This is a genomic window from Pseudomonas sp. IzPS59 (assembly GCF_014863505.1).
GTDB lineage: Bacteria > Pseudomonadota > Gammaproteobacteria > Pseudomonadales > Pseudomonadaceae > Aquipseudomonas > Aquipseudomonas kribbensis.
In genome coordinates this window covers 3,191,683-3,218,068 of the sequence record NZ_CP062251.1, presented here as the reverse complement: position 1 = coordinate 3,218,068, position 26,386 = coordinate 3,191,683, and the positions used below count along the sequence as shown (strand labels likewise).

24 protein-coding genes and 3 pseudogenes are annotated in these 26,386 nt (G+C 58.4%); 15 read left to right on the top strand and 12 right to left on the bottom strand.

Translation table 11 applies throughout. The features are described 5' to 3' along the window. Positions 1–23: 23 nt before the first annotated feature. The 3 genes and pseudogenes from IF189_RS14350 to IF189_RS14340 form a co-directional block, all read left to right on the top strand. Positions 24–1,634, top strand: a complete 1,611-nt coding sequence (locus IF189_RS14350; protein WP_192551751.1) for a gamma-glutamyltransferase family protein — start codon at positions 24–26, stop codon at positions 1,632–1,634. 119 nt (positions 1,635–1,753) lie between these two features. After that, positions 1,754–2,269: a cupin domain-containing protein gene (locus IF189_RS14345; protein ID WP_134826950.1), complete on the top strand. Its 516-nt coding sequence runs from the start codon at positions 1,754–1,756 to the stop codon at positions 2,267–2,269. Between the two features lie 175 nt (positions 2,270–2,444). Then, positions 2,445–2,636: pseudogene (locus IF189_RS14340) on the top strand (D-amino-acid oxidase); the annotation flags it as partial. 109 nt (positions 2,637–2,745) lie between these two features. Here the strand turns inward: IF189_RS14340 and hpaR (IF189_RS14335) are convergent. The 3 genes from hpaR (IF189_RS14335) to hpaA form a co-directional block, all read right to left on the bottom strand. Then, positions 2,746–3,168 (bottom strand): homoprotocatechuate degradation operon regulator HpaR, encoded by a 423-nt coding sequence (gene hpaR / locus IF189_RS14335; RefSeq protein ID WP_192551750.1) that lies wholly within the window; start codon positions 3,166–3,168, stop codon positions 2,746–2,748. Between the two features lie 222 nt (positions 3,169–3,390). After that, positions 3,391–4,605, bottom strand: a complete 1,215-nt coding sequence (locus IF189_RS14330; protein ID WP_192551749.1) for a Bcr/CflA family multidrug efflux MFS transporter — start codon at positions 4,603–4,605, stop codon at positions 3,391–3,393. Positions 4,606–4,820: 215 nt separating this feature from the next. After that, positions 4,821–5,723: a 4-hydroxyphenylacetate catabolism regulatory protein HpaA gene (gene hpaA, locus IF189_RS14325; RefSeq protein WP_192551748.1), complete on the bottom strand. Its 903-nt coding sequence runs from the start codon at positions 5,721–5,723 to the stop codon at positions 4,821–4,823. Positions 5,724–5,903: 180 nt separating this feature from the next. Between hpaA and IF189_RS14320 the strand changes: the two genes are divergently transcribed. From IF189_RS14320 to IF189_RS14280, 9 genes are all read left to right on the top strand, one after another. Next, complete coding sequence (locus tag IF189_RS14320; protein WP_134826897.1) at positions 5,904–6,563, top strand: fumarylacetoacetate hydrolase family protein; 660 nt, start codon at positions 5,904–5,906, stop codon at positions 6,561–6,563. Positions 6,564–6,576: 13 nt separating this feature from the next. Further along, a complete protein-coding gene (locus IF189_RS14315) occupies positions 6,577–7,359 on the top strand; it encodes a fumarylacetoacetate hydrolase family protein (protein ID WP_192551747.1) in 783 nt (260 codons plus the stop codon). A 5-nt stretch (positions 7,360–7,364) separates the two neighbouring features. After that, complete coding sequence (gene hpaE, locus IF189_RS14310; RefSeq protein WP_134826895.1) at positions 7,365–8,825, top strand: 5-carboxymethyl-2-hydroxymuconate semialdehyde dehydrogenase; 1,461 nt, start codon at positions 7,365–7,367, stop codon at positions 8,823–8,825. 68 nt (positions 8,826–8,893) lie between these two features. Continuing rightward, positions 8,894–9,817, top strand: coding sequence for a 3,4-dihydroxyphenylacetate 2,3-dioxygenase (hpaD, locus tag IF189_RS14305; RefSeq protein ID WP_192551746.1), 924 nt, complete (start codon positions 8,894–8,896; stop codon positions 9,815–9,817). 76 nt (positions 9,818–9,893) lie between these two features. After that, the gene (locus IF189_RS14300; protein WP_192551745.1) at positions 9,894–10,304 is read left to right on the top strand and encodes a 5-carboxymethyl-2-hydroxymuconate isomerase; all 411 of its coding nucleotides are present in this window, start codon (positions 9,894–9,896) and stop codon (positions 10,302–10,304) included. A 60-nt stretch (positions 10,305–10,364) separates the two neighbouring features. Beyond that, on the top strand, positions 10,365–11,669 hold the full coding sequence (locus IF189_RS14295) for an MFS transporter (RefSeq protein WP_192551744.1): 1,305 nt from the start codon (positions 10,365–10,367) through the stop codon (positions 11,667–11,669). Between the two features lie 12 nt (positions 11,670–11,681). After that, positions 11,682–12,485, top strand: a complete 804-nt coding sequence (gene hpaH / locus IF189_RS14290; protein ID WP_192551743.1) for a 2-oxo-hept-4-ene-1,7-dioate hydratase — start codon at positions 11,682–11,684, stop codon at positions 12,483–12,485. Between the two features lie 15 nt (positions 12,486–12,500). Then, complete coding sequence (gene hpaI, locus IF189_RS14285) at positions 12,501–13,301, top strand: 4-hydroxy-2-oxoheptanedioate aldolase (RefSeq protein WP_192551742.1); 801 nt, start codon at positions 12,501–12,503, stop codon at positions 13,299–13,301. Positions 13,302–13,315: 14 nt separating this feature from the next. Beyond that, positions 13,316–14,770, top strand: a complete 1,455-nt coding sequence (locus IF189_RS14280; protein ID WP_192551741.1) for an NAD-dependent succinate-semialdehyde dehydrogenase — start codon at positions 13,316–13,318, stop codon at positions 14,768–14,770. A 128-nt stretch (positions 14,771–14,898) separates the two neighbouring features. Here IF189_RS14280 and hpaR (IF189_RS14275) read toward each other — a convergent pair whose 3' ends face one another. Both hpaR (IF189_RS14275) and tyrS read right to left on the bottom strand, forming a co-directional pair. After that, positions 14,899–15,321, bottom strand: a complete 423-nt coding sequence (gene hpaR, locus IF189_RS14275; protein WP_192551740.1) for a homoprotocatechuate degradation operon regulator HpaR — start codon at positions 15,319–15,321, stop codon at positions 14,899–14,901. A 66-nt stretch (positions 15,322–15,387) separates the two neighbouring features. Next, complete coding sequence (tyrS, locus tag IF189_RS14270) at positions 15,388–16,623, bottom strand: tyrosine--tRNA ligase (protein ID WP_192551739.1); 1,236 nt, start codon at positions 16,621–16,623, stop codon at positions 15,388–15,390. 336 nt (positions 16,624–16,959) lie between these two features. Here tyrS and IF189_RS14265 point away from each other — a divergent pair, with 336 nt between their 5' ends. Both IF189_RS14265 and IF189_RS14260 read left to right on the top strand, forming a co-directional pair. Then, positions 16,960–18,258, top strand: a complete 1,299-nt coding sequence (locus IF189_RS14265) for an NAD(P)/FAD-dependent oxidoreductase (protein WP_134826886.1) — start codon at positions 16,960–16,962, stop codon at positions 18,256–18,258. Positions 18,259–18,290: 32 nt separating this feature from the next. Then, positions 18,291–18,656, top strand: coding sequence for a cupin domain-containing protein (locus IF189_RS14260; protein ID WP_192551738.1), 366 nt, complete (start codon positions 18,291–18,293; stop codon positions 18,654–18,656). Positions 18,657–18,804: 148 nt separating this feature from the next. Here the strand turns inward: IF189_RS14260 and IF189_RS14255 are convergent, their stop codons facing one another. The 5 genes from IF189_RS14255 to IF189_RS14235 form a co-directional block, all read right to left on the bottom strand. After that, entirely contained in the window at positions 18,805–19,407 is a 603-nt protein-coding gene (locus IF189_RS14255; protein WP_134826884.1) for a TetR/AcrR family transcriptional regulator, read from the bottom strand. A 54-nt stretch (positions 19,408–19,461) separates the two neighbouring features. Next, on the bottom strand, positions 19,462–20,682 hold the full coding sequence (locus IF189_RS14250; protein WP_192551737.1) for a multidrug effflux MFS transporter: 1,221 nt from the start codon (positions 20,680–20,682) through the stop codon (positions 19,462–19,464). Between the two features lie 99 nt (positions 20,683–20,781). After that, positions 20,782–21,744, bottom strand: coding sequence for a transcriptional regulator FeaR (feaR, locus tag IF189_RS14245; RefSeq protein ID WP_134826882.1), 963 nt, complete (start codon positions 21,742–21,744; stop codon positions 20,782–20,784). 99 nt (positions 21,745–21,843) lie between these two features. Further along, on the bottom strand, positions 21,844–22,443 hold the full coding sequence (locus IF189_RS14240; RefSeq protein ID WP_134827120.1) for a DUF3156 family protein: 600 nt from the start codon (positions 22,441–22,443) through the stop codon (positions 21,844–21,846). Next, positions 22,424–23,923, bottom strand: coding sequence for an APC family permease (locus IF189_RS14235; RefSeq protein ID WP_134826881.1), 1,500 nt, complete (start codon positions 23,921–23,923; stop codon positions 22,424–22,426). Before IF189_RS14235 ends, IF189_RS14240 begins: the two co-directional genes overlap by 20 nt. 279 nt (positions 23,924–24,202) lie before the next feature. Between IF189_RS14235 and IF189_RS14230 the strand changes: the two genes are divergently transcribed. After that, complete coding sequence (locus tag IF189_RS14230; protein WP_192551736.1) at positions 24,203–25,531, top strand: hypothetical protein; 1,329 nt, start codon at positions 24,203–24,205, stop codon at positions 25,529–25,531. 83 nt (positions 25,532–25,614) lie between these two features. Here IF189_RS14230 and IF189_RS29145 read toward each other — a convergent pair. Beyond that, positions 25,615–25,797, bottom strand: a pseudogene (locus IF189_RS29145) (methyl-accepting chemotaxis protein); the annotation flags it as partial. Positions 25,798–25,902: 105 nt separating this feature from the next. Beyond that, positions 25,903–26,118: pseudogene (locus IF189_RS29140) on the bottom strand (PAS domain-containing protein); the annotation flags it as partial. Positions 26,119–26,386: the final 268 nt, after the last annotated feature.

Below are 26,386 nucleotides of genomic sequence, written 5' to 3'. Positions count from 1 at the left end.
CCTTGTTTTGAAGAGTCTTTGCCATGCTGAAATTTTCTGCTCACGAGTATCCGTATCCGTCGCAACGCCAAAGCGTGTTTGCCCGTCGAGGCATGGTGGCGGCGTCCCAGCCGCTGGCCGCTCAGGCCGGTATCGAGATGATGCAAAAGGGTGGCAATGCGATCGACGCCGCCATCGCCACTGCGGCAGCGCTGACCGTGGTCGAGCCTACGGGTTGCGGTATTGGCGGTGATGCTTTTGCCCTGGTCTGGTTCAAGGATCAGTTGCATGGCCTCAATGCCAACGGCCATGCGCCTGCAGCTTTGAGCATCGAAGCGGTCAAGGCGGCCAGTCATGAACAAATGCCGCTGTATGGCTGGACGCCGGTGACGGTGCCCGGTTGCCCATCGGCCTGGGCCGAGCTTTCTCAACGCTTCGGGGTGTTGCCGTTCGCTGACTTGCTGCAACCAGCGATCAGCCTGGCGCGGGATGGTTTTCCGCTGTCGCCCGTGGTTGCCCATCAGTGGCAGGTTGCTCTGGACGAATTCAGTCCCCATCGCGATGAAGTGCTGGATGCCTGGTTCGATACGTTCCTGATTGAGGGCAGGGCGCCGAGGGCAGGGGAGCTGTTTCGCAATCCGGCACAAGCGCGGACGCTTGAAGAGTTGGCGCAGAGCCGCTGCGAGAGTTTGTACCGCGGCGCGTTGGCCCAACGGCTGAACGCTCATTCACGGGCGACTGGCGGGTATTTACGAACCACGGATCTCGAGCAGTACCGGGCGCAGTGGGTGGAGCCGATCCACGTCAATTATCGCGGTGTGGATGTCTGGGAAATTCCGCCAAGCGGCCAGGGTCTGGTTGCACTGATGGCGCTGAAGATTCTCGAAGGTTTCGACTTCGATCATCGCGACAGTCAACAGACCTGGCATCGCCAGCTGGAGGCCATGAAACTGGCCTACAGCGATGGCTTGCACTACATCACTGATCCATTGCATATGCGCGTGGCGGTGGCCGATCTGTTGAGTGACGACTACAGCGCACGGCGACGTGGGCAGATCGGCGATAAAGCACAGCCACCCAAGCCAGGCGATCCTCATGCCAGCGGTACGGTTTATCTGGCGACGGCCGATGGGCAAGGCAACATGGTTTCGTTCATCCAGAGCAATTACCACGGCTTTGGTTCGGGTGTGGTGCTGCCTGACAGCGGCATTGCACTGCAGAACCGGGGGCAGGAATTCAGTCTTGATCCGGAACATGCCAACTGCCTTGCGCCGGGCAAGAAGACGTTTCATACGATTATTCCGGGCTTCCTGACCAAGGACGGAAAGGCACTTGGGCCGTTTGGCGTAATGGGCGGGTACATGCAGCCTCAGGGGCATGTGCAGATGGTCATGAACCTGGTGGATTTCGGATTGAATCCGCAGTCAGCGCTGGACGCTCCGCGTTGGCAATGGCTGGGAGGAATGGAGGTTGGGATCGAACAGGGAGCTTCGAGGGATCTGGCCAATGCCTTGGTACGACGGGGGCATAATGTGCAGATCGCCTGTGATCTGACGGATTACGGCCGGGGGCAAATCATTCTTCGTGATCCGGTCAGTGGCGTGTTGTGCGGAGGGACTGAGCCGAGGGCAGATTCGCATATTGCGGTTTGGTAAAGTCAAGAGCAGAAGTGCAGCGAACGTCTTCGAATGTGAAGCCATTATAGGTTAACTACACTAAATGACCGTTTAGTCGAGTTATTGCAGGCTGTATTGGAAATCGTTGGAGCAGTGTCATGAATCCACGCTCGATTACTGCGTCAAACCTGATCGCATCACTGGACCTTGAACCTCACGTCGAAGGCGGATTTTTTCGCAGAACCTATCAGGCCGACCACCGGGATATGCTCGAAACAACGGACGGACCGCGTTATCTGATGACGTCGATTTACTATCTGTTGACCGAAGAATCACCGGTTGGCCAGTTTCATTTCAACCAGTCGGACATCCTGCATTATTTCCATCTGGGCGACGCCATCGAGTACAGCCTGATTCATGCCGACGGCTCGCTGCAGACGCTGGTGATGGGCAGCGACATTCTGGCAGGACAACATCTGCAACTGCACGTACCGGGCGGAATCTGGAAAGCCTCCAGACTGCTCAATGGCGAGAACGGATTCGGCTTGATCAGCGAAGCGGTTTCGCCAGGGTTTGATTTCGCGGATATGGAAATGGGGAATCGAAGGAAACTCACAGCGCAGTATCCACAGCATCGAGCGCTGATTGAAAAGCTGACGCGTGATGAGGATTGAGAGCCGTACATTTGAAATTGAGAGATCACCGCGCATCAAAGGCAAGGTGCTTCGAAGAGCCATGGTGGAGATTGAAATCGGGTGCGCAACCGGGCTGATCTCGCAACATATAGTTACGTGTAATGTATATTATGTTAAATGATGTATCAGAGCGGAACTTTACGAAACCTGCCTTCTGTTGCTCGGACGCCAGTACCTGCCGCAACTGCGTGCGCAACGTGACTTCCTGCGTATTTCACTGGGTAAGTACTTCTTCAAGGATGTTGCACTGGCGCGCCGCTGGCGCTCGGAGGACGTCTCACCGTTCGAACGCGTGCGTGTCCAGAATTCCAAGGTCAATTCCCGGTTGAACAACGACGCGCTGAGCAGACCCCGCCCTGTATCGTTTCGAACGATTCAGTTAAACCCACCCCACCCCATTCAGGCGCCTGATAAAATCGCCTGAATAAATAGCCCTGTGCGCAGCCTCGGAAGGTTCAGGGCTTGATTTTTTTCAGTTCGCCCAGCAGCTCTAGCAACTGCTGCAGCCGCTCTTCGCCGAACTGCCGTTGAATCTCCTGATAACCACGCTCCATACCTTCACTCATCGACAGGAAGCACTGATGGCCGTCGTTGGTCAGGCTCAAAAAGATCCGTCGCTGGTCTTCGGCCGATTTGCGACGGGCTACCAGCCCGTCCCGCTCCAGGCGCTTGAGTACGCCACTCATGCTCGGCTTCAGGATGCACGTCTGATGGGCCAACTGATGACTTTCCAACTCGCCTTGCTGGCGCAGGATGCGGATTACCCGCCATTGCTGCTCGGTCAGGTCATGGGCATTCAAGCCAGGACGAAAAAAGGCCATTGCCGCTTCTCTCGCTTGCAGCAGTGTCAGGGTCAGCGAAGGTCTGGGGTTTGTCATGGCACATGTTGTGAAGTGAATGAATTTGCAGCTTAAGGGCGCAGATCGGCACACGCAACCTTGATTCACGAACGACAGAATACCTCACAAGTACGGACCTTGTGTTTTGATCACGACACGATGAAAGCAGAGGAAATACCCTGGCTGAATATAAATAATATGTTAGCAACTTACGCACTTACTTGAAAAAACGATCCCGATAAAAACAATAACGAAAGCGACTTATTGTGGGACACAACCTGTCGCTGTGGTTGTGCGATGTGAAAGGTAAACCAGCATGAAAGCACCCCAGCTCCCGATGCCGGCCACTGCCATTGCCACGCACATGGGTAACGGGGAGCCATCCATAAATGCACTGGTCATCGCGCTGAACCCAGCACCCAGCGCGAACTGGCCGGATACCGCCAGCCCCGCCGCTGCGCCCGCTTGCCCAGGGAACAGCCCCAACAGGCTAGCCACGCTGTTGGCACCCAACAAGCCCGTGACACTGACGTAGACAATCACGCAGCCGACAATCGAGGCGAGACTCGCCTGGCCCGACACACCCAGCACCAACAGCGAAATGCCGGCCACCCCTGCGATTACGGCTCCGGCACCGAGCATGCGCAACGTGCCGATACGCTTGACCAACCGGGCATTGGAGAAGGTGACGACGATAACACCGGCGATGTTCGCGCCAAACAACAGCGCGTAGGCCTGGGGTGAAACGCCAAAAAAGTCGACGTAAACGAAAGGCGAAGCGGTGATGAACGCAAACATGCCACCGAACGAGAGCCCCATGCACAGCATATAGCCCCAAGCCCGGGGCTGCGCGGCGATGTGCCAATAGGCAGCGAACGCGCGCCCGATCGAGCGGCCACGGTGCTCGACGGCAGAGGTTTCTGGGATCCATTTAAGGGTTGCGGCGAAGCACACCCCTGCAAATAGCAGCAGCCCGATAAAAATGCCACGCCATCCACTCCACTCCATCAACACGCTTCCGGCAAGGGGCGCCACCAACGTCGCGACCATCGTCACCAGATGCATCATTGACAAGACCCGGGCCGCCTCATCCAGCGCAAACAGATCACGCACGATGGCACGGGCCAGAACCGCTGCCGCCGCGCCGCCCAGTGCCTGAATGAAACGCCAGAGGATCATCTGCTCAATACTGGACGCCCAGACGCAGCCCAGCGTCGCGACTAGATAAATCACCATGCCTGTCAGCAACACGGGCCGCCGCCCAAAGCGGTCAGAGAGCGGCCCGTATACCAACATCCCCAGGCACAGCCCGAGCAAGAAAACCCCGATTGTCATCTGCACATGGCTCGGGTCGGTGGCCAGGCTTCGCGCAATCAGTGGCAAGCTCGGAAGGTAGGTATCAATCGAGAGCGGCGCAAAAGCAACCAGTGCAGCCAGCAGCACAATCAAGCGTTCGGGGCGGTTCAGAGAGAGCATCGGGTGAGCCTGCGTTGGCATCGGGCAGACACGTTAACATGTTATCTTTAAGGCCTGCTGAGGGCGCTTTGAAAAGTGCAATCGGTAGTCCGTAAAAGGCATGTTCCCCACGCCGGGTTTCGATCAGTCTGAATGCTCTCACCTTCTTCAACCGCGCCATGCGCGGTTTTTTTGCGTTCTGAGAACCAAGAATGGGATCTGAACACCTTTGCTGCCTAACGCAACCCGGCCTGACGCAAACGAAATTCGCCTGGGGTCATCTGCGCATAGCGCTGGAAAAAACGGCTGAAATACGCCGGATCCTTAAAGCCGAGCTGGTAGCAGATCTCATTGGCGGAGTGCCCGGTGAACAACAGCAAGCGCCGGGCTTCCTGCATCACCCGCTCCAGAACCAGACGCTTGGAAGGCAGGTCGGCGACTCTGCGGCACACGTCATTGAGCCGGGCCTCCGTTACCCCCATCGAGTCCGCGTATTTACCCAGCGCCCAATGCTCCAGGTAGTGCGCCTCGATCAGTTCATTGAAACGATGAAAAATCTGCAAATCCTCATGCTTGGCAGGCGTCGCCGTCAGCGAGTTGGCACACAACCGGAGCAGGCTGATCAACACCAGCCGGGTCAGGTTCAATACCGCCGTACCCTGCCCCGCAGCCTGACTACCCATCTCGCTGTGCAACTCATCGAACAGAAACTCCAGCCGACGTGCCTCCGCTTTGAATTCCGGGGCAATACGCTCCAGCGCCACACACGCCGCCGGTATATGCGGACCGGAAGCCAAGCCGGGCTCGCTTTCTATCAGTTGCCAGACCAATTGTTGGCGCACGGTGAGCACATGCCCATCGCTGTCGGCCTCGGTGACAAACGAGTGCGGAATCGTTGGCGGAGTGAAAAAGAACATTGGCCCCGATTCCACGTACTGCTGGTCATCCAGGTAAACGCGCACGGTGCCGCTCTTGACGTAATGCACCTGAAAGAACCGGTCATGGCGGTGAACCGGCATGTTGCGACCGAAAAAACCCGCGAGATTACCCAGGCTGTCGTAATGGACTTCGCTGTCGCTGTAGCGCTGATCGTAGACCTTGCCGATGTTGATGTTCGGGATCGGATGGCGGTCATTCATTGCGGTGTACTCATTATTTTTTTGTCGTGGCGACGTTACGGCTTGCCCATGGTGCACCGCTCGCCCGATGGCGGCTAGCACACAGGAAAGGTTGACGATCATTAATATATTAACTATAACATTAACATGTTAACAATTTGAGCGAGGCAGCGTTTGCTTCGCCACTGCCAGGAGACAAGCATGAGCCATGCATTGCATGACGTTGCGGCCGGCACCTTGTTCGGCGTTGCGCTGAATTACCAAGGTCTGGTGGATGAGCACCTCGCTCAGTTCCACGAAACGCCCTATAAGCAGCCGCCCGTCAAACCGGTGTTGTTCATCAAAACACCCAATACCCGCAACGGTCATGATCAGGCAGTGGTCCACCCTGGTGGCGACCTGCGTCTGCAACCGGGCCCGGCGCTGGGCGTGGTGATCGGCAAGAGTGCCAGCCGCGTCAGTGAGGCCGATGCACTGGCGCACGTCGCCGGTTACACCATCGTCAACGAGTTCAGCCTGCCGGAAAACAGCTACTACCGTCCGGCCGTAAAAGCCAAATGCCGCGATGGTTTTTGCGCCATTGGCCCGGAACTGGTGCCACGGGATCAAGTGGCTAACCCCAATGACCTGACCCTGAAACTGTGGGTCAACGGCGAGCTGCGCCAACAGGGCAGCACCGCGCATTTCGTGCGCGACGTGGCACGCCTGATCAGCGAGATCAGCGAGTTCATGACCCTGCACGCAGGTGACGTGCTGATCACCGGCACCCCCGAAGGCCGCGTCGATGTCGTGCCTGGCGACAAAGTCGAAGTCGACATCAGCGGCCTGGGCCGCCTCGTCAACCACATCGTGGCCGAGTAAAGAGGAGCCCACCATGAAACACGCACGCATCCGTTACGACGGCCAGGTGTACGCCGCCACGGTCGAAGACAACAACGCCCTGCGTTTGGCCGATGGCCGACTGCTGCAGGAATCGGACGTCCAGTGGCTGCCTCCGGCGTCCGGCAGCATGTTCGCCCTGGGTCTGAACTACGCTGACCACGCCAAAGAGCTGGCTTTTGCACCACCCACCGAGCCACTGGCCTTCGTCAAATCGGTCGGCACCTACACCGGTCATAACCAGACCACCTGGCGCCCTGACAACGTTGCCTACATGCACTACGAGTGCGAACTGGTGGCGGTAATCGGTAAGCCGGCACGCAACGTCAAACGCGAAGACGCCCTGGAGTATCTGGCTGGCTACACCGTCTGCAACGACTACGCCATTCGCGACTACCTGGAAAACTACTACCGCCCCAACCTGCGGGTGAAAAACCGTGACGCCACGACTCCGGTCGGCCCATGGATCGTCGACGTCGCCGATGTGCCAGACGTTTCCGACCTGACTCTGCGCACCTGGATCAACGGTGAGCTGCGTCAGGAAGGCTCCACCAAAGACATGATTTTCGACATTCCATACCTGATCGAATACTTGTCCAGCTTCATGACCTTGCAACCAGGCGACATGATCGCCACCGGCACGCCGGAAGGTCTGGCCGATGTGGTGCCGGGTGATGAAGTGATTGTCGAGGTCGAGGGCGTAGGCCGTCTGGTAAACCGTATCGTCAGCGAAGCTGACTTCTTCGAGAACAAAAAGCTCGCTGAGCAAGAGGCGTAAGCACCATGATCAAGCACTGGATTAACGGCCGCGAAGTCGAAAGCAAAGACGTCTTCGTCAACTACAATCCGGCCACCGGCGAGGCCATCGGTGAAGTCGCTAGCGGTGGCGCCGAAGAAGTGGCACAGGCGGTTGCAGCGGCCAAAGAAGCATTCCCCAAGTGGGCCAACACTCCGGCGGCGCAGCGCGCAAAACTGATGCGCAAACTGGGTGAGCTGATCGAGCAGAACGTGCCACGTCTGGCAGAGCTGGAAACCCTGGACACGGGCCTGCCGATTCACCAGACCAAAAACGTGCTGATTCCACGCGCCTCGCACAACTTCGACTTCTTCGCCGAAGTCTGCACCCGCATGGATGGCCACAGTTACCCGGTCGACGACCAGATGCTCAACTACACCCTGTACCAGCCAGTGGGCGTCTGCGGTCTGGTGTCGCCGTGGAACGTGCCGTTCATGACCGCCACCTGGAAAACTGCGCCGTGCCTGGCGCTGGGCAACACCGCTGTTCTGAAAATGTCGGAACTGTCGCCCCTGACCGCCAACGAACTCGGTCGCCTGGCCGTGGAAGCCGGGATTCCCAACGGTGTGCTCAACGTGATTCAGGGCTATGGCGCGACCGCCGGTGATGCGCTGGTGCGCCATCCCGATGTGCGTGCGATTTCGTTCACCGGCGGCACCGCCACCGGCAAGAAGATCATGCAGACCGCTGGCCTGAAAAAATACTCGATGGAACTGGGCGGCAAGTCTCCGGTGCTGATTTTCGAAGATGCCGACCTTGAGCGCGCACTGGATGCGGCGCTGTTCACTATCTTCTCGTTGAACGGCGAACGCTGCACCGCCGGTAGCCGGATCTTCATTCAGGAAAGCGTGTATCCGCAGTTCGTCGCCGAATTTGCCGCGCGAGCCAAACGCTTGATCGTCGGGGATCCGCAAGACCCGAAAACCCAAGTGGGTTCTATGATTACCCAGGCGCACTACGACAAGGTCACCGGCTACATCAAGATTGGTCTGGAAGAAGGCGCCACCCTGCTCGCCGGTGGTCTGGAGCGTCCGGCCAACCTGCCCGCTCACCTGAGCCGTGGCCAGTTCATTCAGCCCACCGTGTTTGCTGACGTGAATAACAACATGCGCATCGCCCAGGAAGAAATCTTTGGCCCGGTGGTGTGCCTGATCCCGTTCAAAGACGAAGCTGAAGCGCTGAAGCTGGCCAACGACACCGAGTACGGCCTGGCCTCCTACATCTGGACCCAGGATATCGGCAAGGCGCACCGCCTGGCACGAGGCATTGAGGCGGGCATGGTGTTCATCAACAGCCAGAACGTGCGTGACCTGCGTCAGCCTTTCGGTGGCGTCAAGGGCTCGGGCACCGGCCGTGAAGGCGGTCAGTACAGCTTTGAAGTCTTCGCCGAAATCAAGAACGTCTGTATCTCCATGGGCAGCCACCACATTCCTCGCTGGGGCGTATGACAACCGCCTCTCACGCCGGGCCAGACACCCGGCGCGAGAGCACCACACAACAAGAAAGGAGCCTCATCATGGGCACGCTGGCATTAGCCGCCAAGATCACACACGTTCCTTCCATGTACCTTTCAGAACTGCCGGGTCCTCGCCAGGGCTTCCGTCAGGCTGCCATCGACGGGCACTACGAGATCGCCAGGCGCTGTCGGGAACTCGGAGTGGACACCATCGTGGTGTTCGACACTCACTGGTTGGTCAACGCCAATTATCACGTTCTGTGCGGGCCCCATTTCAAGGGCGTATACACCAGCAACGAACTGCCGCATTTCATCAGCAACATGGAATACGAGTTTCCGGGCAACACCCAACTGGGCCTGTTGCTGGCCGAAACCTGCAACCGCTTCAACGTCGAAACCATGGCGCACCACGCCACCACGCTGGGTCCGGAGTACGGCACGCTGGTGCCAATGCGCTACATGAACAAAGACCAGCACTTCAAGGTGATCTCGGTTTCTGCGCTGTGCACCTCGCACTACCTTGCCGACAGCGCCCGTCTGGGCTGGGCCATGCGCAAAGCAGTGGAAGATCACTACGACGGCACCGTGGCGTTTCTCGCCAGCGGCTCGCTGTCGCACCGTTTTGCCCAGAACGGCCAAGCGCCAGACTTCGCCACCAAAGTCTGGAGCCCGTTCCTTGAAACCCTCGATCACCGCGTGGTGAGCATGTGGGAGAACGCTGAATGGGCTGAGTTCTGCGGCATGCTCCCCGAGTACGCCGCCAAAGGCCACGGCGAAGGCTTCATGCATGACACCGCCATGCTGCTGGGAGCGCTGGGCTGGAGTGACTACGACGGCAAGGCCGAAGTGGTGACGCCCTACTTCGGCTCCTCGGGCACTGGCCAGATCAACGCGGTGTTTCCGGTGACGCCACAGAACGGCGCCAACATTCCTCTGGCCCAAGCCGCCAACCCCGGTGCCGTTGTGCCCACCAGTCGCCTGTAGCCCGGCGACGCACGCAACCGGTTGCCGGGCCATGAGCGCCTGGCACCTGACTTGATCACGACGCAGGAAAACCAACATGCCTCATTTGGTGCTTCTCTATACCCCGGACCTGGAACAGCAGGCCGACGTCTCCAGCCTGTGCCGCGCCCTGGCCGACAGCATGCTCGAACAGCGCGATGAATCCGGTAAAGCCGTGTTCCCCACCGGCGGCACTCGCGTTCTGGCCTACCCGGCCGCCCATAGCGCGGTGGCCGACGGCAAAGGCCAGTACGGCTTTCTTTACGCCAATCTTCGCATGGGCGCGGGTCGCAGCGCTGCCGTGCACAAGGCCGTAGGCGACAGCCTGCTCGCCGTGTTGAGCGCTCATTTGGGTGAACTGCTGAAGCAACGCCCGCTCGGCATCACCTTGCAAATCGATGAAAGCCCCGGCCAGGTCTACGACGGCAAGCACAGTTCCCTGCATCCGCTATTCAACAAAACGGTCTGACGCGCAACCCCGCGCTGCCACGCCCCTGCGCAAACCTCATCCAACAAAAAGTACAACATCATGAGCCCAGCCAATACTGCAACCGGTACCTTGCGCGCTGCACGCAATACCACCCACAGCATCGTCACCTGGCGGCTCATGCCGCTGTTGTTGATCTGCTACCTGTTTGCCCACCTGGACCGCATCAACATTGGCTTTGCCAAGATGCAGATGAGCGCCGACCTGCACCTGAGCGACACCGTTTACGGGTTTGGTGCCGGTCTGTTTTTCGTGGCGTACGCGCTGTTCGGGGTGCCGAGTAACATGGCCCTGGACCGGGTCGGCCCCCGTCGCTGGATAGCCTCACTGATGGTGGTCTGGGGCACCCTGTCCACCGGCATGTTGTGGATCGAAAGCGCCAACGGCTTTTACATCCTGCGCTTTCTGCTTGGGGTGGCTGAGGCCGGCTTCTTCCCCGGCATTCTGGTCTTTCTCAATCGCTGGTACCCGGCCAGACGCCGCGCCCAGATCACTGCATTGTTTGCGATTGCCGTTCCCATGGCAGGCGTGATTGGCGGCCCATTGTCGGGCGGCATTCTTCAAGGCTTTCACGATTTCGGCGGCCTGCGTGGCTGGCAGTGGATGTTCCTGCTGGAAGGCGCTCCAGTGGTCTTGCTGGGGCTGGTGGTGCTCAAGTGCCTGCCGGACCATTTTGAAACCGTGAACTGGTTGAGCACCGAGCAAAAACAGCAACTGCGTGAGCAACTGGACCAAGAAGAACAGCGCAAAACCATCACCTCGTTTTCGGGCATCCTCAAGGATCCGCAGGTCTGGCTGCTGGTTGCCATTTATTTTGCGGTCATGCTGGCGGTCAACACCCTGGCGTTCTGGATGCCCACGCTGATCCACAGTGCGGGTATCGGCAGCGACGGCAAGGTCGGTCTTTTGAGCGCCGTGCCTTATCTGGCGGGCTGTTTTTTCATGATCGGCTGCGGTCGCTCCTCGGACCGTCGTCGGGAACGTCGCTGGCATCTGTGCGTGCCGCTGCTGATGTCTGCCATTGGCATCAGCATTGCCGGTATCGCGCCGAATAACGCGATGGTCGTGCTCAGCGGGCTGATCATTGCCGGCATGGGTGCAAGCGCCGCCTTGCCGATGTTCTGGCAACTGCCACCGGCGTTTCTGTCGGGTGCCACCCAGGCCTCGGGCATCGCGCTGATCAGCTCGTTTGGCAGCATCGCATCGTTTCTCGCGCCCTACTTGATCGGCTGGATGCGCGACACCACCCAGAGCGCCAGCCTCGCCCTCTACTTACTGGCCCTGTTCATCGCTTTCGGCGGCTTTCTGGTGCTGCGCACCAACGCCGCCATCGTCAATCCTCAATAAGAGATCCTCCCCATGCTCGACATCAGCCTGATCCAACAAGCCGCTGCGCAACTGGACAGCGCAGAACGCTCACGAGAACAAGTGCGCCAGTTCTCCCTGGACCACCCCAACATTACCATCGACGACGCATACGCCATTCAACGCGCCTGGGTCGCGCAGAAAATCAAGGACGGGCGCAAGCTGGTCGGCCACAAAATAGGCCTGACTTCCCGCGCCATGCAGGTGTCGTCGAATATCACCGAACCGGATTACGGTGCGCTGCTGGACGACATGTTCTTCGACGAAGGTACAGATATCCCGTTCAACCGCTTCATCGTGCCTCGCGTGGAAGTGGAACTGGCGTTCATTCTCGGCAAACCGCTCAAGGGACCGAACGTGACGGTCTTCGATGTACTGGACGCCACCGAATGGGTGATCCCGGCGCTGGAGATCATCGACGCACGGATTCAGCAGGTCGACCCGCAAACCAAGGCCACCCGCAAAGTCTTCGACACCATTTCGGACAACGCAGCCAACGCCGGTGTGGTCATGGGTGGACGCGCCGTGCGCCCCTCCGACATCGATCTGCGCAAAGTACCCGCCGTGCTGTATCGCAATGGCGTGATTGAAGAGTCCGGCGTCTCGGCCGCCGTGCTCAACCACCCGGCCAAAGGCGTAGCGTGGCTGGCCAACAAACTCGCCCCTTATGACGTCACATTGCTGCCTGGCCAAGTGATTTTGGGCGGTTCGTTCACGCGTCCGGTAGCCGCCAATCCGGGCGACACCTTTCATGTCGACTACGACATGCTGGGTTCCATTTCCTGCCGCTTTGTCTGAGTGGAGAACTGCCTGATGAAGATGCCCATCAACACGTTCAAACAGCGCCTCAAGAGCGGTCAAGCCCAAATCGGGCTGTGGCTGGGCCTGGCCAATCCCTATTGCGCGGAGCTGGCGGCCAACGCCGGTTTCGACTGGCTGCTGATCGACGGCGAACATGCGCCCAACGACCTGCGCGGCATGCTGGGGCAATTGCAGGCCGTGGCGCCCTACGCCAGCCAGCCGGTGATTCGCCCGGTCATCGGCGACACCGCGCTAATCAAGCAGGTGCTCGACATCGGCGTGCAAACCCTGCTGGTGCCCATGGTTGAAACCGCCGGGCAGGCACGCCAGCTCGTTCGCGCCATTCACTACCCGCCTTACGGCGTGCGCGGTGTTGGCAGTGCACTGGCCCGGGCCTCACGCTGGAACAGCATCCCCGGCTACCTCGATCAGGCTGACGAGCAAATGTGCCTGCTGGTGCAAATCGAGAACCGCGAAGGCCTGGAAAATCTCGATGCCATCGCAGGAGTCGAAGGTGTCGACGGTGTCTTCATCGGTCCGGCAGACCTCAGCGCGTCCATGGGCTATCGCGGCAACCCGGGGCATCCCGAGGTGCAAGCGGCCATCGAGGACGCCATCGTACGTATCCAGAAAGCCGGTAAAGCCGCCGGGATTCTGAGCGCTGACGAGACGCTCGCGCGCCGCTACATAGAACTGGGCGCGGCGTTTGTTGCGGTGGGTGTCGACACCACCGTTCTGATGCGCGGGCTGCAGAGCCTGGCAGGCAAATTCAAAGAAACTGTCGCGGTGAACACCGGCGGCGGCGTGTATTGAAACTGGAAGACACCATGAAACTCAACGATCTGAATCTGCTGCGTACGCAAGGCTACATCAACGGTCAATGGACAGATGCGGACAACCGCGGCTGCTTCAACGTGACGGACCCAGCCAACGGTCAAGTGATCGTCGAAGTCAGCTCCATGGGCCAGGTCGAAACCGCCCGTGCCATTGACGCAGCCCATTGCGCCCTGCCCGCCTGGCGCAGCAAAACCGCTAAAGAGCGCAGCGCAGTGCTGCGTAAATGGTTCGACCTGATCATGGCCAATCAGGAAGATCTCGCTCGTCTGTTGAGCTGGGAGCAAGGTAAGCCATTGGCCGAGAGCCGTGGCGAAATCGCCTACGGTGCCAGTTTCATCGAGTGGTTCGCCGAAGAAGCCAAGCGCGTGTATGGCGATATCATTCCCCATGACAAACACGGTCGCCGCCTGCTGGTGATCAAACAGGCCATCGGCGTGGTGGCGGCGATCACACCGTGGAACTTCCCCAACGCAATGATCACTCGCAAGGTGGGTCCGGCACTGGCGGCGGGCTGCACAGTGGTCTTGAAACCAGCGTCCGAAACGCCGTTGTCGGCACTGGCACTGGCCGAGCTGGGCGAGCGCGCAGGCATTCCGGCGGGCGTGCTGAACATCGTTCCCGGCAGAAGCTCGCGGGAGATCGGCGCCGAGCTGACCGGCAATCCGCTGGTGCAGAAAGTGTCGTTCACCGGCTCGACCGGTATCGGCAAATTGCTGATGGCGCAATGCGCAGAAACCATCAAAAAGGTGAGCCTGGAGCTGGGCGGCAATGCGCCGTTCATCGTCTTCGAAGACGCCGATCTGGACGCTGCCGTCGAAGGCGCCATCGGTTCGAAATTCCGCAATACCGGTCAGACCTGCGTTTGCACCAACCGGCTGCTGGTGCAGAACAGCGTTTATGACGCTTTCAGCCAGAAACTGGTGGCGGCAGTCAAAGCGCTGAAGGTGGCCGACGCAGCCACCGAAGGCGCCCAGCAAGGGCCACTGATCAACGCACAGGCCGTGGCCAAGGTCCAAGAACACGTCAGCGATGCGCTGGAAAAAGGCGCGACACTGCTGACCGGTGGTCAGCCACATACCTTGGGTGGCAACTTCTACGAACCGACCGTTCTGGGTGACGTCACCCCGGACATGCTGGTGGCCCGTGACGAAACGTTCGGTCCATTGGCGCCGATTTTCCGCTTCGACACTGAAGAGCAGGCCATCGCCCTCGCTAACGACACTGAGTTCGGCCTGGCCTCATACCTCTACACCCGCGACCTGGGCCGTGCATGGCGCGTCAGCGAAGCCCTGGAATACGGCATGGTCGGCGTCAACGAAGGCTTGATCTCGACAGAGGTGGCACCCTTCGGCGGTATCAAGCAGTCGGGTCTGGGCCGTGAAGGTTCCAAATACGGCATCGACGACTACATCGAGCAGAAGTACATGTGCTTGGGCATCAAGTAACACGTCCGGCCAGGTAGGACAAAAACGGCCGTTGCGGATTCGCGCAACGGCCGTTTTCACTTCACTGGAAACACAGTTCCGGGGCTCATGGCACAGCGCGCCAATCGGCAGGCGCCTTGTTCAGGCATTCACGGCTTGACCGCTTTCAAGTCATTGAGCAAACCCAACAGCGTCTGCAGTTTTTGCTCGCCAAGGCGAGCCTGCAATCGCTGGTAGTTTTGCTCCATACGCTCACTCATGGTGTTGAAGCATTGCATGCCGGCGTCATCCAGACGGACCAGCACGCAACGTTGATCCGAGTCCCGTTTGCGCCGTGAGATCAGCCTGGCCTCCTCCATGCGCGACAATACGCCTGTCATGCTGGGTTTGAGGATGCATGCCAGATCGGCAAGGCGATTGGTTTCCAACTCGCCCTGCTGACTGAGAATGCGGATGACGCGCCACTGTTGTTCCGTCAGACCGTGCTCGTTGAGCGACGGCCGAAAGAACCCCATGGCCACATCCCGTGCCTGCAAAAGATTAAGCGTCAACGACTGACGAGGACTGTTCATAGAGAGCATAATAATTTGGTTAATATTTTAACGAAATTACCATGAATCCTCAGTCACTGCACCGGATCAATCCACAACCTGCACATGGAAATGACGCTTTTTCCCCAAGCTAATGCGCCACTGCAAGGCTTCGGGGTTCAACAAGACGTCGCCCGCTTCCACGATCATCCCGTCCAGGCGCAGGCCGCGACCACTGGCCAGTCGGCGCACCGCCGCACGTGACTTTTCGATGCCCAGACGCACCAACAACTCGGCCAGACTGATTCCTGCCTGCACGCTGCGCCGGTCGATGGTCATCGGCGTCAGTTCTGCGTCACCGCCTTCGGCAAAAATAGCCAGCGCGGCCGCACGTGCCTGTCTCGCGGCCTCAGCGCCATGGGCCAGTGCCGTGACCTGATCGGCGAGCACGCACTTGGCGTGATTGAGGGCTTCACCCTGCTCAGCGGTGAGCGTTTGAATCTCCGTCAGCGAGAGTTCGCTGAACAACGCCAGAAATCGCGCCACGTCGCGGTCATCACAGTTACGCCAGAACTGCCAGAAATCAAAGGGCGACAAGCGGCTGCCGTCGAGCCAGACCGCACCACTGACGGACTTGCCCATCTTTTTGCCGTCACTGCTGGTCAGCAGAGGCATCGTCAGCCCGAACAGCTGGCGATTATCACGCCGCCGCCCCAGCTCGACGCCATTGATGATGTTCGCCCACTGATCAGCGCCCCCCAATTGCACCGTGCAATCGTATTGTTTGGCCAGCTCGGTGAAGTCATGAGCTTGCAAAAGCGTGTAGCCGAATTCCAGAAACGACAGTGAATGCTCGCGATCCAGACGTTGCCGGACCGCATCAAAGGTCAGCAGCCGATTGATCGAGAAGTAGCGTCCGACCTGATCAAGAAAGCGCAAGTAGCCGATGCCATCCAGCCACTCAGCATTGTCCACGACCTTGCCGGCGTCGGCGGCGAGTGTCAGGTAACGTGCGAAGGTGCGTGTGATGCCGGTGATATTGGCTTGAATCTGCGCCTCGTCGAGGATCGGGCGGCTCTCATCGCGGAAGCTGGGATCACCAATCCGCGTGGTTGCGCCACCGATAAGCAGAATAGGCCGGTGACCCGCCTTCTGTAACCAGCGCATCAGCATCAAGCCCTGCAAATGGCCGACATGCAGGCTATCGGCGGTGGCGTCAAAGCCTAGATAGATCGTCCGGCGGCCAGTGGCGAGGTGTTTGCGCAGACCGTCCAGGTCGGTGCTCTGGTGGATAAATCCGCGCGCCTGCAAATGGGCTATAAGGTCCGGGGAAGGTTCAGTCATGGTGCTCTCCAGGGAAAGTGCCCGAGGAGAGAGGAAGGGCATCCTGTTCGCCTCAGGCGAATGGGACGCGTGCAGCCGTCATCGCCTCAAAGGTTGAGTCGATAGCCGTAATACGCAACAATAATTTTCGTTAATACATTCATGACGCCATCATCATGGAGCGATTTTCAACAGTCAAGCCTGCCGTTGCCGCGCATTCCCATTGGCAGGCATGGTCAACTTTGAGGGCAGACAAAATCAAGACACCTACCGATCGTTAGGAACTTAATAAGCACCTTGGGATTGGGCGCCAGAGACGCCCGTTTATCACGTCCGTTCGACTATTCAGGCTGCGCCATGATCACTATCGAAACGCCCACCTATTACTCCGCCACTAAAAAATACAACCTCTCGTTTCCAACCCTGGAAAACGACATCGAAGCTGAGGTCGTAGTGATTGGCGGTGGTTTTTCCGGCATCAACACGGCACTGGAGCTGGCAGAAAAAGGCGTGACCAACATCGTGGTGCTTGAAGCCCGCTATCTGGGTTTTGGCGGCACCGGCAGAAACGGCGGACAGATCATGGCAGGCATCGGTCATGACCTGGAGAAGATAAAAAGCAGCGTCGGCGAGCAGGGTCTGCGGGAAATCTTCGAAATCAGCGAACTCGGCGCCGGCATCATCAAAGACCGTATCGCCAAGTACAACATTGATGCCGACTTCTGCCATGGCTACGGCTATATGGGCTTTAACGAGCGTCAGGCCAAGACCCTTCGAACCTGGGAGCGCGACTTCAAGTCCATCAACACCAAAGATGAAATCCGCTACCTGGCCGGTAACGAAGTCAAACAGATCATTGGCTCCAACGCCTACAGCAGCGCCTTGCTGCACATGGGTGGCGGCCACGTGCATTCGCTGAACCTGCTGCTGGGTGAGGCGCAGGCGCTGGTCGGCCTGGGCGCCCGCATCTTCGAACACAGCCCCGCACTGGAAGTGAAGTACGGCGAGCAGATCACCGTGCGCACCGGTCGTGGGTCGGTCAAAGCCGCCAAGCTGCTATGGGCGTGCGACAGCTTTCTCAACAAGCTAGAACCCGAACTGCATAAGACAACGCTCAACACCTACGCCTTCCAGATGATGACCGAGCCATTGCCTGAGGAGCTAATCAACCGTATCAGCCCGATTCGCGGTGCCTACAGCGACATCCGCCCGGTAATCGATTACTACCGGGTGACCAACGAAAATCGCTTGTTGTTCGGTGCTGCGACGCCTTTCGTCGAGCACATACCGCTCGACCTCAAAGCCTGGAATCGCAACCTCATGTTAAAGATTTTCCCGTACCTGAAAGACGTGAAGATCGATCTGGCGTGGGGCGGCCCCATGGCCACCGGCGCCAACCTGTTCCCGCAAATCGGCACCTTGAGCGGCCGCCCCAACGCCTTCTACGTTCAGGGTTACGCAGGTTTTGGCGTGACCCCCAGCCACATCATTTGCAAAGTGCTGGCAGAGGGAATGAGCGATGGCTCGTCGCGCTACAACCTGATCAGCTCGGTCAAGCACGCCCAGATCCTGGGCAAAGATCACATCCGCCCCCTGATCCTGACCGCAGGAAAAAGCCTGCATCAGCTTTCCGGTTATTTCAACGGCCGTCGTTGATGCCTCATTACTTACTCACTGGAGAAACTACCATGACCATTACCACACTTCAGAAAGGCGTTGAACTGTCCGAACTCGATGCCTGGGGCACCGTGGCCGACTTGGGTTCGACCATCCTGGAAGGCGAAGTCAAAGCCTTCGGCAAAATGACCTTCGGCGCCCCTACCGATCCAATCAGCGCCGCCTACTTTGGCACCACCCAAGGTAAATTCCGCATGACCTACCCGTTCAACGAACACGCCACTGTGGTCACCGGCGAGTTGATTCTGACGGACGAAAGCACCGGCAAGAGCAGCGTCTACAAAGCCGGTGACAGCTGGTTCGTGACCAAAGGTACCCCGGTGCTGTGGGAAATCGTAAGCGAGAGCTTCGTGAAGCACTATTTCGCCGTCGTCTAACGAATAACGACGTGATCTCTCAAGCCGCTGGCGGATAATGCCAGCGGCTTTTTTATGTCTGCAAACGCGTTACGGCCGCCAGCCCTTCCAGTGAATGAGCACACCGCTGGTGATGATCAGGGCACAAATCAGCAGACCAATGGATTCGTTATCCACGGGCCACCTCCCCCGTGGCCAGGCTTAACGAGTCACCCAGCATGCGCCAAAGCGCACTCAGGCGTCGCTCGAAGACCTGCGAATTACCGTAGATCAGTTCGACGTGAAGGCTGTCGATGACGGCAATGTAGGCGTCTTTGAACATCGCCACTTCAACGCTCGGTAGCAATGGGTAGCTTTTAACCAGGCTGGCGCTGAAGAGTTCACTCATGCGCTCCAGGTAAGCCTCGAACCCTGCGCTGACAATGGGCCTTAGCTCGACAGGCGGGAAGAATGCCGTGCGCAGCAAAAAACGCAGCGAAGGCGACTCCTGATAACGCTCGGACAGCAATTGGGTGTAGCGCTTGCCCGCGGTCTCATCATCGGCCGTTTCAGAAAAACAGCTCTCGACGTAGATTCGTTCGCCGGCCAGGGCCATTGACCACGCCGCATCAAACAGCGCGTCTTTACTGGCGAAGTGTGCGTACAAAGAAGGCTTACGCATCCCTGCTGCAACAGCAATATCGTTGAGCGATGACGCGTCATACCCACGTTCGGCAAAGTGCGTGATCGCGATGACACAGATACGTTCGGCCGAAGGGCTGAGCGGTTTCATTGTTTCTCCTCAGGAGCAAGATTGAGTAAAGGGGAACATCTGCTGAGCGATCGATCAATGGCTGACTGACAGCGAATGCACCATTGCCGCGCGCCTGACGCTGAGCGCCGTCAGCAACCATGCCGTCGCGGCACTGGCAACCAGCAGGCCACACCAGGCCTCGGCACCGAAGCTGCTCAACAGCCCGCTGATCGGCGTCGCGCAAGCGGAAATACCCAGTTGAAACGCTCCAAGCAAGGCGGCGGTAGAACCCAGGGATTTCTTCTGCGACGACATGACCAGCGACATCAGCGTGGTTTCGGCTATGCCCAGCCCCAACAGCGCAATGGCCATGCCCGCCACAATGCCTATGAGGCCTGCGCCCACCATGGCACTGATCAGCGCCAGGCAGGCTCCCAGCAAAATGCAACTGACACCGATGATCGACATCCGCCCTAACCCGTGACGACTGACCAAACGCCCTGCAAGCATGGCGCCGAGTAAAATCGCAATACCGGTGGTGCCGAAGAGAAAGCCGAACTGCGCGGCGGGCAACTGGTACACCGACTGGTATACAAAGGTTGCCCCGGCAATGTAGGCGAAGAGGAAGAAAAACACCGCCGAAACGGCCATCGTGGGCAGCAGGAACTGTCGGTCACTGGCAATACGTGCGTAGGTTCGGGCAATCATGGGAATGTTCAGCGGCTCACGTCGCTCGGCAGGCAGCGTTTCTTTCAACGACAGCAGCGAGTTGATCGTCACCAATACGCCCAGGACCGCGAGGGTGAACAACACACCGCGCCAGCCCGCCTGACCATCGATAAACCCGCCGACCGCAGGAGCGATGATCGGTGCAACGCCTTCGATAGTCATCAACAAAGCAAACAGCTTGGCCGCCTGCACGCCCTGACTGACATCGCGCACCATGCTCATGATCACTACCAGCGTCAGCGCACTGCCCAACCCCTGTAACCCGCGCGCCAGCAACAATGCTTCCAGGCTGGAGGCCAGTGCTGCACCGAATGCGCTGCCGCTGAACAACAGCAAACCTGCTATCAACGGACCACGACGCCCCCACGCATCAACGCACGGCCCAAACAACAACTGGCCGAATCCCATGGCAAACAGAAACACGGTCAAGGTCAATTGAATGCTGGCATGACCGGTTGCCAGATCGCGGGCCATCTCCGGGAGGCTGGGCAGGTACATGTCCACGGCCGCAGGTCCGAGTGCGCCCACGACGGCCAGCGACACGGCAAATTTCAGGGGAGGTTTACTCAACAATGGATCAGGCACGCTATGCTTCCTTTTCTACAACCTACCGGTCGGTAGGAAGGCATAAGCATAGCGATTGCCGTAAAACCCAGTCAAGTCGTCAGCACGTTGTGGTGCGGCTCAAGCGGCGCCGACCAAGGGATGATGCAAGCTGGTAGCCCGAAAATCCTTGGGTGATTGCTCGAACTGCTTTTTGAACGAGCGGCTGAAATGCGCCGAATCCGTGAACCCCCACTTGTAAGCGATTGAGGTGATGGATTCAGTTTTGAGGAAGGGATTGGCTAGATCATCGGCACTGCGCTTGAGGCGCGCACGCTGGATGTAACGGCACACGCTGTCGCCTTGCTCTTCGAAAAGCCGGTACAAGTGCCGCACCGAAATGTTCAGGCGACCGGCGAGCGACGCGGGGGTGAGATTCGGTTGGGTCAGGGATTCATCGATGACTTTCTGCACATACCCGCGAAGATCAATTCCGGCCAGCATGCCTGGACCGGTGCACTCTTCAGCTTGCTCCAGCCCGGAACTCAACAAGGTGATGAATGCGCTCTGCAACGCTTCGCCTTGGGTATGCGCATAAGCATTGCCATCTGCACCCCTGCACACTTGGTCCATGAGCAAATGCAGTATGCGTCCGCAGGCTTTAGTGGAGGAAACCTTGCCAAAGGCTTGCCCACTGATCTGCAATTGCTTGTGCACCAGACTCCTTGGCAGGGACAGTGAAGCATGATCGATCAACCCCATCGGCATGATCGAGCATGGCCCCACCGAATCCATCAGCATCATGTCGCCGGGTGCCAGTTGAATTGTCACCCCCGCTTGCGTGACCTGACAGTGCCCCGAACGCTGGCTGACCAGAAAACAATGCTCATCGTCGTCATAGTCGGCATGATCGCCGTACCGGACAATCTTCCCGGCATTGGTGCGCATCCCCGCCAGCGACAGCCCGCCGTGCGACCAAGTCGTAATCTCGCCAATGAACAGCGACAGGTTGGACGCCAAGTGTGTTTCGAAACGACCACACAATGCCTGCATGGTCGAGGTCCAACGATCCAGCCCGTCACGGGTAGCTTCATGGGTGCTCATAGAAACCTCCACACGTAATGCTTATTTTTGTGCTGCAATTGTTAACATGTTATCAATTGTCACGCAACTGTTATGCATAACGTGTAGAGCAAGCACTGTTTATGCCACCTTTGATCCAATCCCTTTAATCGCTTCATCAAGCGCAAGGATCGACAGCATCAAGTGATTTTTCTGCTCGGCTGACAAAGCAATGTATCGGCGAAAAGCCGGCATTCTGTTAACAACTTCACTACCGCCCATATGCTCCAACGCAACGTGCCAGCGCCCTTCAGCGCAGCGAATTGTCAACCGCTTGAAATCCAGCGGCATCAACGTCGCGCGCAGTGCCGGTTTTTCAATCAACGCCCGGGACAGCGCATCACCAATGTCGACTGAACCATTGAGGCGCCGGCAGCGAATGCCAGTGCGTGAAATCGTCCCGGTATGGTGCAGTTCGTAACACCCTGCCCCCTGATGTAACGCCTCTACCTCAAATTCAAACTCAGTCTTGACCACGTGCATGAGCAACTGGGATTCGGTTTTTTCACAGACGTGGATCAACGGCCCGTCAGACCGAAAACGAAACTGCCCACGCCCCGCCCCCACGCCTTCAAAACTATCTTGCGCGAGGTTGCGGCGCAGATGCTCCAGCGTGACCCCGGGGCGATAGCCGGTGGGCGCACGCTGGGCGCCGAACCATTCAGATAGCTTTAGCAACATGTTGAGAATGCTCAGTTTGATGAATGCCCGGTTCCATGGCGAATTCTTTGGCAAGGACATCCTCGACTCGTGCTGGCACGAACGGATTGACCTTCTGCACCACCAGCGTCCAGAACAACGCGTAAAGCGCGGTACCACCGAGCATCACACCAAAAGGCACATAGACTTGGGCCGGGTCCATGCCCGGCGGTGTGATGAACCACATGCCCAACAAAATACCGACGCTGGAGACGACTTGCGGGAGCGGAAAGAACGGCGACTTGTACGCGCGAGGCAGATCCGGGCGGCGCAGGCGCAGGATCACTACCGATAGCGTCACCAGCAGGTAGGCGGTACTCCACGCACACACGGCAGCCAGCACCAGGTGCAGAATGTTGTCCGCGTTGCCGCCCAGGTACCATGCATGCAGGCATGGAATCAACATTGCCACAAGAATACACAGCAGCGGTGTCTTGAAGCGTGGATGCAGATAAGTGAACACTTTGGGCAGCGCGCCGTCGACCGCCATGCCGTACAGGATGCGCGGCACGCCCGCCATCAGTGTATTGATTGTGGCTGCCCCCGCGAACAGAAAGCCAATGCCCAGCCAGAGCGGGCCGATATCTCCCATCACCTGAGCTGCAAATTTCGGAATAGCCATCGGCGTGTCCAACAAATGCAGACCGGTGGCCGGATCAAGAACGAGGTTTTCGACCTGACGTTTCATCGCGGCGCCATAGATGAACATGCACGACGCAACCCCGATCAGCCCCAGCAACATCGCCTTGGGCATCACCGACGCTGATCTGCGCAGGTCCGGTGCCAGCGGCGTGACGAACTCACAGCCGACGAACATGAACATCGCCATACCCACCAGCGAAAGGATGGTCATCGGGTCAGAACCGACCAGCGACTCGCCAAACCAGCCATCGAGCTGCACCGCCGGGGCCGCCACGAGGCCCAGCACACCGAACACCATCAAAGTGGTCCACATGCCAAAGGTGAGGATGATTTCCGCACGTCCGAAAACACTCACGCCAAACGCATTGAGGATGCCAAAGCCGATCACGAAGATCACGCCCAGCAACCAGGAGCCACCGGCAGACTCCGCAAGCGTATTGAGATGCTCGAAATTCACCAGAGCCATGACGCCCGACAAAATCGTCTCGGCCGTACCGGCAAATACATGCACGATCAAATAAGCAGACAGCGTACCGGTGATTGCAAAGAAGCGCCCCATGCCACAGTTGATGTAGTCATAAACGGAGCCAGTGGTGGGCAGAATTGCAGCGGCCTCGGCAAAAGTCGTTGCCTGAGCGAGCATCATCACAACCGCGATCAACATCGCGACCGCAAACGCCTTGCCGCCGATACCGAACCCCATGGTTGCGGTGAGGATCACGGGGCTGGCCATGATAAGACCGACTGTACTGGCCAGCGCGGTCGGGAAGCCTACCGTTCCGCGATTCAGATGCTCTGTGAGCTTATTGTTGATCGACATTTTGCAAATGCCTCTGTGTCAAGGTTGGCGTAATGGCGACAAGCTAATTGTATATCCGCCCATCCATGATGCTCCTGTCACCGCTGACGGACACTTTGCTCTGCGCGAAAAACATCGTCTTGCCCGTGGCTGCCGCAGGCTTTGTAGCAGCCTGCCAACGCAATGGGTGTGGCGAGCTGAGTCAATGCCGTGGCAGCGTCGTCAAAGACGCCTCCCCCACTACCCCCGCTAATGGCGGCACTGCCATCAAGCAGTGTCCAAACAACAGGGGAAATAACAATGGGGCACACATCCAGGAACTGTTCGCGCGCTCTTTTCGCTGCAAGCATGAGTTTGGCGGCACTGACAGCGCCATCGGCTGACGCGTATGAGCTTTACTCGGACGCTGACACGCACGTCAATGCGAATTTTCTTGCGGTCTACGGGCTGTTCAACAGCCGCAAGAACTACGACGGCACCATCGGTGGCTCAAGCTGGCGGGAGGGCTTCATCAAGTACGGGCTAAGCGCTGATCACACGTTTGGCGAGCTGGGCACGGTTTACGGAACGGCCAACCTGGTCAGTTCCGGCACCTGGGGAGACGGCGACGCCGCCGGGTTGACCGACGGTAGCGAACGCACCACCAAGTTCGATGAAGCCTTTGCTGGCTGGAAGTCAGGCGACCTGTTTCCGGTACTGGGCAAGGACGGCGTCGATGTGTCGTTCGGGCGCCAGATTATCCAACTGGGTAATGGCTTCATCATCAACGACGATGGCCTGAACTTCGGCAAGGGGCCGGCTGACGGCTCACTCAATCGCGGAGGTGCCTATTACCTGGCTGCGCGCCACGCGTTCGATCAGACTGCCGTGCTTCGCCTGGGCGGTAAAGACGGGCTGCATGGTAGCGTGATGTGGCTTAAATCGGACAACCACGCCCAGGCCAATACCGAAATGGCCGCAGGCACGCTGGATTACACTGCCGCCCCTGGCACCTTGGGCCTGACCTATATTCACGGCATCGACGTCGACGACCGTTACGCCAGTGACTTCCAGAAGCAGCGTGCAGGCATGAACATCTATAGCCTGCGAGGCAGCGGTGATGCCGGGATCAAGAATGCGCATTTCGGATTTGAATACGCTTGGCAAGACAAAGACGCGGGCGCCGAAAAAGCCTGGTACGCAGAAGCCGGTTACACCTTTGCCGACACTCCCTGGGCACCTGACATCACGTATCGCTACAGCCGCTACTCAGAAGGCTGGGACTCGATGTTCAATGGCTATAGCACCGGTTACGGCACCTGGTTCCAGGGCGAAGTCGCCGCCAATTACGCAGGTCCGTTCAACAGCAACACAGGAATTCACCACCTGGCTTTGAAAGTCCACCCGCTGGAAGGCGTCACGGTGGGTGCCCTGCTGTTTGATTACTCAACGTTGCACAAACAGGGCAACTTGAACCTGGACGGCCAGGAAACCGACCTGTTCGTCGAGTGGGCGGTCAACGAGCATCTGATCATCACGCCGCTCTTGGGCCTGTACAAACCGAAACAGGATGAGGCGAGCGGTGGCAATCAAGTAGGTGGCAATGGCACCAACGTTTATAGCCAACTGACGGTGGCGGTACCCTTCTGATAAAAACGGGGCGATCAACCGATCGCCCCGTCGCAACTGTCTGCAACAACGCAACCTCAGACACTGTCTTTCTTGTGTTCGGCAAGCATGCTCTGAATCTGCTGAGTGGCCTGCCGTGTACTGTCGGCGAGCTTTTTCACTTCATCGGCGACCACCGAAAAGCCTCGGCCCACTTCACCGGCGCGAGCAGCTTCAATGGCGGCGTTCAGCGCCAGCAGATTGGTCTGCTCGGCAATGGTCTTGATCACGCCCACCACCGTCGCGATCTGCCCGTAAGTCGCTTGATTCTGCAACCGCGCATGCTGATGACTGGCCTGTGCCGCGCGTTCATCACTGATATCGCGCACGGCTCCCAGCACCCGGGTCAATCGCCCCTGAGGGTCGCGTACCGCCCGCCCTCTCTCCCGGCACCAGATATAACCGCGTAGTTTGTGCTGCATGCGGTACTCAAACACGTACTCGCCGCTGCCGCCGGGCGCGACGATCTCCCGTTTGAAGACCGCAAGAATCCCTTTCAGGTCGTCAGGATGGGTGATGCCCACCTGACTGTCCCACCCGTCCGGTAGCTCATGCTGTGTATACCCCATCAAAACCCTGAATTGATTGGAAATGCGCATCTGGCTGGCAGGATGTTGAAGATCACCTTGGACAACCATGATGTCCCACAGGCCTTCCGTCAGAGTTGACTGCATCAACTCCCATATCTGGACGTCCGACCGGTGCTGATCTGCAAGCCCCATGCAATCGGCTAGAGCGCTCTCTATCGAGGCATAATCGGTGCGCAGCCGTTCGTTGCGCTCGGTGAGCTGTGCGACGTTTTCGCAGCAGACACACAACGCGTCTTCAAGATCGACA

Coding starts and splice junctions, on each gene's coding strand:
- tyrS (WP_192551739.1), bottom strand. CDS start 16,623: ATGACTGAACCTTCCCCGGACCTTATAGCCCATTTGCAGGCGCGCGGA.
- IF189_RS14235 (WP_134826881.1), bottom strand. CDS start 23,923: ATGTCGATCAACAATAAGCTCACAGAGCATCTGAATCGCGGAACGGTA.
- hpaI (WP_192551742.1), top strand. CDS start 12,501: ATGAAGATGCCCATCAACACGTTCAAACAGCGCCTCAAGAGCGGTCAA.
- IF189_RS14300 (WP_192551745.1), top strand. CDS start 9,894: ATGCCTCATTTGGTGCTTCTCTATACCCCGGACCTGGAACAGCAGGCC.
- IF189_RS14350 (WP_192551751.1), top strand. CDS start 24: ATGCTGAAATTTTCTGCTCACGAGTATCCGTATCCGTCGCAACGCCAA.
- hpaD (WP_192551746.1), top strand. CDS start 8,894: ATGGGCACGCTGGCATTAGCCGCCAAGATCACACACGTTCCTTCCATG.
- IF189_RS14320 (WP_134826897.1), top strand. CDS start 5,904: ATGAGCCATGCATTGCATGACGTTGCGGCCGGCACCTTGTTCGGCGTT.
- feaR (WP_134826882.1), bottom strand. CDS start 21,744: ATGAGCACCCATGAAGCTACCCGTGACGGGCTGGATCGTTGGACCTCG.
- IF189_RS14315 (WP_192551747.1), top strand. CDS start 6,577: ATGAAACACGCACGCATCCGTTACGACGGCCAGGTGTACGCCGCCACG.
- IF189_RS14330 (WP_192551749.1), bottom strand. CDS start 4,605: ATGCTCTCTCTGAACCGCCCCGAACGCTTGATTGTGCTGCTGGCTGCA.
- hpaR (WP_192551750.1), bottom strand. CDS start 3,168: ATGACAAACCCCAGACCTTCGCTGACCCTGACACTGCTGCAAGCGAGA.
- IF189_RS14240 (WP_134827120.1), bottom strand. CDS start 22,443: ATGTTGCTAAAGCTATCTGAATGGTTCGGCGCCCAGCGTGCGCCCACC.
- IF189_RS14260 (WP_192551738.1), top strand. CDS start 18,291: ATGACCATTACCACACTTCAGAAAGGCGTTGAACTGTCCGAACTCGAT.
- hpaR (WP_192551740.1), bottom strand. CDS start 15,321: ATGAACAGTCCTCGTCAGTCGTTGACGCTTAATCTTTTGCAGGCACGG.
- IF189_RS14295 (WP_192551744.1), top strand. CDS start 10,365: ATGAGCCCAGCCAATACTGCAACCGGTACCTTGCGCGCTGCACGCAAT.
- IF189_RS14280 (WP_192551741.1), top strand. CDS start 13,316: ATGAAACTCAACGATCTGAATCTGCTGCGTACGCAAGGCTACATCAAC.
- IF189_RS14230 (WP_192551736.1), top strand. CDS start 24,203: ATGGGGCACACATCCAGGAACTGTTCGCGCGCTCTTTTCGCTGCAAGC.
- hpaH (WP_192551743.1), top strand. CDS start 11,682: ATGCTCGACATCAGCCTGATCCAACAAGCCGCTGCGCAACTGGACAGC.
- IF189_RS14265 (WP_134826886.1), top strand. CDS start 16,960: ATGATCACTATCGAAACGCCCACCTATTACTCCGCCACTAAAAAATAC.
- IF189_RS14255 (WP_134826884.1), bottom strand. CDS start 19,407: ATGAAACCGCTCAGCCCTTCGGCCGAACGTATCTGTGTCATCGCGATC.
- hpaE (WP_134826895.1), top strand. CDS start 7,365: ATGATCAAGCACTGGATTAACGGCCGCGAAGTCGAAAGCAAAGACGTC.
- hpaA (WP_192551748.1), bottom strand. CDS start 5,723: ATGAATGACCGCCATCCGATCCCGAACATCAACATCGGCAAGGTCTAC.
- IF189_RS14345 (WP_134826950.1), top strand. CDS start 1,754: ATGAATCCACGCTCGATTACTGCGTCAAACCTGATCGCATCACTGGAC.